The sequence below is a fragment of the Pseudorhodobacter sp. genome (assembly GCF_030452865.1).
In the GTDB taxonomy this organism is placed as follows: Bacteria; Pseudomonadota; Alphaproteobacteria; order Rhodobacterales; family Rhodobacteraceae; genus Pseudorhodobacter.
In genome coordinates this window covers 1-6275 of record NZ_JAKDLJ010000213.1, presented here as the reverse complement: position 1 = coordinate 6275, position 6275 = coordinate 1, and the positions used below count along the sequence as shown (strand labels likewise).

Here is a 6275-nt window from a genome sequence, read left to right as displayed (position 1 = left end):
ATTTCGGGTCAACTTGCGGATATAGCGGTATTTTCCCGCAATATGCTTGAAGCCGACCCCGAGGATATTCTGCACCACACGCATTGCACCATGACGATTCTGGGGGGGCAGATCGTGTATCAGGCCGGCAGTTGAACCGACCGAAAAGAACAAGAAAACAACCACAACAAGGAGAGAATAATGCTGAAATCACTTACCCTGGCTGCGGCGCTGCTGATGGGCGTCTCAACGGCCAGTCTGGCCGAAACGCCGAAAAGCGGCGGAACGCTGAACTTTGTCGCGCCCTATGGTTCCAGCTTCGGGACGCTGGATATCCATACTTCACCTTCGACGCAGGATGAGTTTCCTGCCAAGGCGATCCACCGCAGCCTGTATCAGTGGAATTCGACTGACAGCAAGCCGGAACTGGAACTGGCAACCGAAGTCACCGCCTCCCCCGACAACAAGGTTTTCACCTACAAGCTGCGCGAGAATGCGGTTTTCCACAACGGCAAGCCCTTCACCGCCGATGACGTGATCTATTCCTATGAGCGGATCGCGAACCCCAAGAACGCCTTCCCCGGCGCGCGCTATTTCTCCAACCTTGTTGGCATTGAGGCGTTCAACAAGGGCGAGGCGGAGCATATCGCCGGCCTGAAAAAGATCGACGATCACACCGTCGAAATCAGCTACAGCGATCCGGCGGAACCGGGTTTCGACTTGATGAACACAAACGCCGCCATCTATCCCACCGGCGCCGGCGAAGATCCGAATTTCATCACGCATCCGATTGGTCTTGGACCGTTTGAATTTGTTGAAAACATCCCCGGCTCGAAGGTCGTGGTCAAGAAATTCGACAAGTACTACAAGGAAGGGCAGCCCTACCTCGACAAGATCAACATTGTTCTTCTCGGTGATGCCTCCGCCCGCGATGTGGCGTTCCGGAACAAGGAAATCGACGTTTCGGTTCTCGGCCCGACCCAATATGTCGCTTATCAGGCCGATGACGCGCTGAAAGACCATATTCTGGAAGTGGCAGAAGTTTATACCCGCCATGTCGGGTTTGACACCACCAAGGCACCGTTCGACAAGAAGGAAGTGCGTCAGGCATTCAACCACGCGATCAATGCCGATCTGATCATCGAAAAGCTGGTCAAGAACAAGGCCTATCGTGCAACCGGCTGGCTGCCGATTTCCTCTGCCGCATATGACAAGGACGCCAAGCCTTATTCCTACGATGTCGCGCTGGCGAAAAAGATGCTGGCGGATGCCGGTTATCCCGATGGCATTGATGTGGCAATCACCGCGACCCAGAATGAAAGCTGGGGCTTGACGATTGTAGAGGCGATTATCCCGATGCTGGCAGAAGCCGGTATCCGCGCCACTGCAAAGCCGGTGGAAGCCTCGGTTCTGGCCGAAGTTGTTCCAGCCGGTGATTTCCAAGCATATATGTGGTCGAACCTTTCAGGGCCGAGCGATTATGCGGTCATGAAATGCTTCTACTCCAAAACACCGCGCAGCAGCTGTGCCTATCAGCAGATGAGCGACCCGGCGTTTGACAAGCTGTTTGAAGAAGCAGGTGCCGAAACTGATCCGGCAAAGAAAACCGACCTGCTGCGTCAGGCCAATGATATTGTGCAGGAAGACGCGCCAAGCTGGTTCTTCAACTACAACAAAGCGGTCATGGCCTATCAGCCTTGGCTGCACGGCTTGCAGGCCAACGCGACAGAGCTTGCGATCCAGAACTATGAAGAGCTTTGGATCGACGATACCGCGCCTGACTCGCGCAAGTGATCTGCCCTGAATAAACCACTTGCGGTCCTGTCACGGGGCCGCAAGGCAAACGAAGGGCGGTTTCATGCTGCGTTTTACCATTCGGCGTCTGTTTCAGGTTATTCCGACGATCATTGCCGTTGCCATGCTGATCTTCATCATTTTCAGCGTGATCCCCGGCAGTTTCGCCTCCAGCTTGATGTCAGATGGCAAGACCGCGAGCGATCCGGAGATGATCGCGCGGCTGAATGAGCAATTCGGGCTGGACAAGCCGGTTTATGAACGCTTTGGCACCTATCTCGTCGGTTTGGCGAAGTTAGACTTGGGCACATCATTCCGCACGCGGGAACCCGTCACCAAAGTCATCAACGACCGGATTTGGGCGTCCTTGAAACTGGCCATTGCCGCAATGGTATTGGCGGTTGTGATAGGGGTGCCACTTGGCTTCATTGCCGCGCTGAAACCGGGGAGCCTGCTGGATTCCATAACCATGATCGGGGCCGTTTCGGGGCTGTCGCTCCCGCAATTCTGGCTCGGCCTGCTGTTGATGTATCTTTTCGCGCTGATCCTTGGCTGGTTGCCGAGTTTTGGCTACGGCGGCGGCGATTTCAAATATCTGATCCTGCCCGCGATCACCCTTGGCGTAACGCCACTCGCGCTGTTGGCCCGAACCACGCGGGCCGGGGTGTTGGAGATCATGAACGAAGATTTCATCCGCACCGCACAATCCAAAGGGATGAGCAATTCGCGGATGATCCGCTGGCACCTGACCCGCAACGTGATGGTGCTGGTGGTGACAACAATCGGGCTGCAATTCGGCTCCATGATGGGGCAAGCGGTGGTCATTGAAAAACTGTTCGCATGGCCCGGCATCGGTTCCCTTCTGGTTGATTCCGTCTCGATCCGCGATATTCCGGTGGTGCAGGGCACCATCCTTGTCATCGTGTTATGGTTCTTGCTGATCAACACATTCGTCGACATCATTTATGCCGCCATTGACCCAAGGATCAAACAGACATGAGAGGCTTCAACCTTAACCTTTGGCTCGGCGGGTTTTTGACCGTGCTGGTAATTGCCGGGGCGCTGTTTGCACCGCTCATCGCCAGCTTTGACCCTGTGTTTGACGCCAATCTGATGAATTCCGAACTGCCGCCCGATGCGACATTCTGGTTCGGCACCGATGCGCAGGGCCGCGACGTGTTTAGTCGCGTTCTCTATGGCGCGCAGGTGTCCTTGACGGTCGGGATCGTGTCGCAGATCATCAATTCGGTGATCGGTCTGTCGCTTGGCATTTCCGCAGCCTATTGGGGTGGCTGGTGGGACGACCTTGTGAACGGGTTGACCAATGTGATGTTGGCCATCCCCTCGCTGATCTTTGCACTTGCGATCATGGCCATTCTCGGGCCGGGGCTGCCAAGCCTGCTCATCGCGCTGGGGCTGACGAACTGGTCATGGACCTGCCGCATCGCGCGGTCTTCCACCCTATCGCTCAAGGCGCAAAATTATGTGCAGGCTGCGCAAACGCTGGGTTACAGCGACACCCGTATCATGGCGACGCAGCTTTTGCCCAACATGGTCGGGCCGATCCTTGTTATCAGTACGCTTGGCATTGGCTCTGCGGTCCTTGCGGAGGCGGCGCTGTCCTTCCTTGGCCTCGGCATCAGCCCCCCCTTCCCCAGTTGGGGTAACATGCTGACCGATGCGCGCGAACTGATCGTGATAGCCCCTTGGGCGGCTGTGTTTCCCGGCCTTGCAATCTTCGTCACCGTGCTCGGCTTCAACCTGTTGGGTGACGGGCTCCGCGATATGCTTGACCCGCATATGAGGACACGCTCCGAATGACAGATGCTCCGCTTATCCAATTGAAGAACGTTCATGTCGGCATCCCGTCGCGCCGCAATGCATTGAGTATCGTCAAGGATGTCAGCTTTTCGATCATGCCAGGAGAGGCGTTCGGGTTGGTCGGTGAAAGCGGGTCGGGCAAAAGCCTGACGGCACTATCACTGATCCGGTTGCTGAAGAAGCCTTTGAAAGTCACCCAGGGTGAAATTCTGTTCAAGGGCAAGAACCTGCGCGACCTGTCGGACCGCGCGATGCGGGACATGCGCGGCGACCGGATTGCGATGATCTTTCAGGAGCCGATGACGGCACTGAACCCGCTGAAAACCGTGGGTCGCCAGATCGCCGAAATGTTCGTTCTGCATCGTGGCAAAGGCTGGCATGAGGCGGAAAAGATGGCGGTGGATGCGCTTGCCTCGGTTCAGGTTCCGGCCCCGGAGGAACGGGTGCGCGCCTATCCGCATCAAATGTCTGGCGGGATGCGGCAGCGCGTGATGATCGCCATTGCGCTCGCCTGCGACCCCGATCTGTTGATTGCGGATGAGCCGACAACCGCGCTGGATGTGACAGTGCAGGATGAGGTCTTGAAACTGATTGCGGAGCTTTGTGCTGCGCGCGGCACCGCCGTTTTGATGATCAGCCATGACCTCGGGGTGATCGCGAATATGTGTCAGCGGGTGGGGGTGATGTATTCCGGTCGGCTGGTTGAAGAACGTGCCACCTATGACATATTCGCCAATCCGCAGCACCCCTATACCAAGGGTCTGCTGGGTGCCCTGCCCCGGCTTGGGTCGCGCCACGGTGCGGGTGGGCGGCAACGTCTGGTCGATATCGACAGCCTGATCGCCGACAAGGAAAGCCTGTTGCAGGAATTCTGCTATGAGCCGCGCAATTCCATTCGTGACCCAAGGGTTCGGGCGGGGGCATCAGTATGAAAGACACCGGAGCGCAGCCCATTCTCGACATTCGCGATCTGCATGTCCATTTCCCCATAGGCAATCAGTTCTTCACCCGCAACAAACGCACCCTGCATGCGGTCAGCGGCGTGAATCTGTCGCTAGGCGAAGGCGAATGTCTGTCTGTGGTGGGCGAATCCGGTTGCGGCAAATCCACCACCGCGCTGGCCGTTATGGGCCTGCAAGAACCCACCTCGGGCGATATCCTGTTTGAAGGCAATTCGATCATCGGGGAGGCAGCGCCGAGTCGGATGGACCGGGCGCGGATCGCGCAGATGGTGTTCCAGGACCCCTATGCCTCGCTCAACCCGCGCCAAACCGTCCGGTCTTCCCTTTCCGGGCCTTTGCGGTTGCACGGTGTTACTGCGAAAAGTGAATTGGATGACAGGATCGCTGACATTCTGAAAAAGGTTGATCTGCGCCCCGAACATGCCGCGCGTTTCCCGCATGAGTTTTCGGGCGGCCAGCGCCAGCGCATCGGCATTGCGCGCGCGCTTGTGCTCAACCCGCGCATTCTGATGCTGGATGAACCGGTGTCGGCGCTGGATGTGTCGGTGCGCGCGCAAATCATCAACCTGCTCTTGGACTTGCAGGAAGAACTGTCGCTGTCCTTCATCATGATCAGCCATGACCTCGGCGTGGTGGAGCATATGAGCGACCGTGTTGCCGTGATGTATTTCGGCCAGATTGTGGAGCTTGGTCGCTGGGATGCGATCTTTGCCAACCCGACGCATCCCTATACCCGCAAGCTGATCGCCACGATTCCGGACCCGGATACGGTGCTGCATCCCAATCGCAAGTCAGCTTTGGCGAAAAACCCGCCACCACCACAGGGATACCGGTTTTATCCGCAATCCATTGGGCGGCCCGACGTTTATGCCGAGCCTGAGAAGTCTGAACTGGTGGAACTCGAACCCGGCCATTTCATCCGCTGTCAGGCAGTTTGATCGACTATTGGGCGGCTGTCCGCGCCGCCTACTCAGCCCGCGTCCACAGCAATCCGAACAGGACCACCGCCGCAGCGGCATTGACTGCCAGGATCAGCGCATACACAGCCGAGACCAAGCCGGCGGCCGACATTGCCAGATAAAGCGCCGCGATTGCCCCTGCAAGCCCTGTGAGGAAACCAAGATAGGCGACCGGGCGCAATCCGCGCAACAGACCAAACCCGAGCATCAGCCAAAAGATAATGGCGGCAATCATTGCAGGTTGGCGCGCCTGACCGTCCAGAAACAGGATCGGCGCATGCAGTGCCGCCGCCAGAAACAGCAAGAGTGCGGCAGCCTGATATTTCCTGTTCTGTCGCGTCATCGGCGTTTCCTGTTCTTTTTGGCGCTTGTCAGATTGGGGCCCCTGCTTCGGCCCCTTCATACAAAATTGATATGCTTGTTGAAGGGCATTTCACGAATGCGCTGACCGGTGGCGGCAAAGATCGCATTTGCCAGTGCCGGTGCCGCGGGGGGAACGCCCGGTTCCCCCACACCACGGATTTTGTGGCTGTTGCTTAGCGCTTTAACCTCAATCCGAGGTGTCTGATACATCCGCATCGCCTCGTAGACATGGTAGTTGTCCTGCTCGGTCGTATAGTTGTCGTAGGTCAACTCACAGTTCATCGCATGGCCAAGGCCAAAGATCACGCCGCCGAAAACCTGCGCTTCAAGGTTCACCGGGTCCAACACCTGACCCACATCGACCACCGCATAAACCTTGTCGATGCGAATACCCTTT

At 57.3% G+C, this 6275-nt stretch carries 7 protein-coding genes; 5 read left to right on the top strand and 2 right to left on the bottom strand.

The genetic code is table 11. The features are described from left to right. Positions 1-180 precede the first annotated feature (180 nt). The 5 genes from L0H65_RS12580 (at position 181) to L0H65_RS12560 (ending at position 5494) form a co-directional block, all read left to right on the top strand. On the top strand, positions 181-1773 hold the full coding sequence (locus L0H65_RS12580; RefSeq protein WP_301459401.1) for an ABC transporter substrate-binding protein: 1593 nt from the start codon (positions 181-183) through the stop codon (positions 1771-1773). Positions 1774-1837: 64 nt separating this feature from the next. After that, positions 1838-2773, top strand: a complete 936-nt coding sequence (locus tag L0H65_RS12575; RefSeq protein ID WP_301459400.1) for an ABC transporter permease — start codon at positions 1838-1840, stop codon at positions 2771-2773. After that, positions 2770-3594: an ABC transporter permease gene (locus L0H65_RS12570; protein ID WP_301459399.1), complete on the top strand. Its 825-nt coding sequence runs from the start codon at positions 2770-2772 to the stop codon at positions 3592-3594. The genes L0H65_RS12575 and L0H65_RS12570 overlap by 4 nt, the downstream gene beginning before the upstream one ends. Next, complete coding sequence (locus L0H65_RS12565) at positions 3591-4526, top strand: ABC transporter ATP-binding protein (protein ID WP_301459398.1); 936 nt, start codon at positions 3591-3593, stop codon at positions 4524-4526. Before L0H65_RS12570 ends, L0H65_RS12565 begins: the two co-directional genes overlap by 4 nt. Beyond that, positions 4523-5494, top strand: a complete 972-nt coding sequence (locus L0H65_RS12560) for an ABC transporter ATP-binding protein (RefSeq protein WP_301459397.1) — start codon at positions 4523-4525, stop codon at positions 5492-5494. Before L0H65_RS12565 ends, L0H65_RS12560 begins: the two co-directional genes overlap by 4 nt. Positions 5495-5522: 28 nt before the next feature. Here the strand turns inward: L0H65_RS12560 and L0H65_RS12555 are convergent, their stop codons facing one another. Together L0H65_RS12555 and L0H65_RS12550 are read right to left on the bottom strand one after the other, a co-directional pair. After that, the gene (locus L0H65_RS12555) at positions 5523-5858 is read right to left on the bottom strand and encodes a hypothetical protein (RefSeq protein WP_301459396.1); all 336 of its coding nucleotides are present in this window, start codon (positions 5856-5858) and stop codon (positions 5523-5525) included. Positions 5859-5914: 56 nt separating this feature from the next. Further along, on the bottom strand, positions 5915-6275 hold a 361-nt coding region (locus L0H65_RS12550), incomplete at its 5' end, for a molybdopterin cofactor-binding domain-containing protein (RefSeq protein ID WP_301459395.1).

Bases quoted from the DNA above. Each gene is read 5' to 3' on its own strand.
- L0H65_RS12555 (WP_301459396.1), bottom strand. From the start codon at position 5,858: ATGACGCGACAGAACAGGAAATATCAGGCTGCCGCACTCTTGCTGTTT.
- L0H65_RS12560 (WP_301459397.1), top strand. From the start codon at position 4,523: ATGAAAGACACCGGAGCGCAGCCCATTCTCGACATTCGCGATCTGCAT.
- L0H65_RS12565 (WP_301459398.1), top strand. From the start codon at position 3,591: ATGACAGATGCTCCGCTTATCCAATTGAAGAACGTTCATGTCGGCATC.
- L0H65_RS12570 (WP_301459399.1), top strand. From the start codon at position 2,770: ATGAGAGGCTTCAACCTTAACCTTTGGCTCGGCGGGTTTTTGACCGTG.
- L0H65_RS12580 (WP_301459401.1), top strand. From the start codon at position 181: ATGCTGAAATCACTTACCCTGGCTGCGGCGCTGCTGATGGGCGTCTCA.
- L0H65_RS12575 (WP_301459400.1), top strand. From the start codon at position 1,838: ATGCTGCGTTTTACCATTCGGCGTCTGTTTCAGGTTATTCCGACGATC.